Origin of the sequence: Methylobacterium sp. WL6, from assembly GCF_008040095.1 — a bacterium.
GTDB lineage: Bacteria > Pseudomonadota > Alphaproteobacteria > Rhizobiales > Beijerinckiaceae > Methylobacterium.
Map to the genome: position 1 here is coordinate 1 of NZ_VRVH01000705.1, position 254 is coordinate 254.

Here is a 254-nt window from a genome sequence, read left to right on the forward strand (position 1 = left end):
CAAACCGAGAGCCAACTTCCGCGTCTTCCAGGTGACCGAGGCCCTGGACGCACTGGTGAAGCTCCGCGGTCGTCCAAAGAGCTTACGGGTGGACAATGGACCGGAGTTCGCTGCGCGCATGCTCGACTGATCGGCCCCCACGAGGTGGTCCAAGGGTAAAGTTAGTGCACGGTGGGCCGCTCCGCCACGGGTAGCTTGGCCGGCGGAGCTGGTCTGGCAAGCGCAGCCGGCCAAGCGGAGAAGGCTGGCATGAA

At 65.0% G+C, this 254-nt stretch carries 1 pseudogene; it reads left to right on the plus strand.

Annotated elements, in window-relative coordinates:
- Positions 1-127: pseudogene (locus FV230_RS29260) on the plus strand (IS3 family transposase); the annotation flags it as partial.
- Between the last annotated feature and the right edge of the window lie 127 nt (positions 128-254).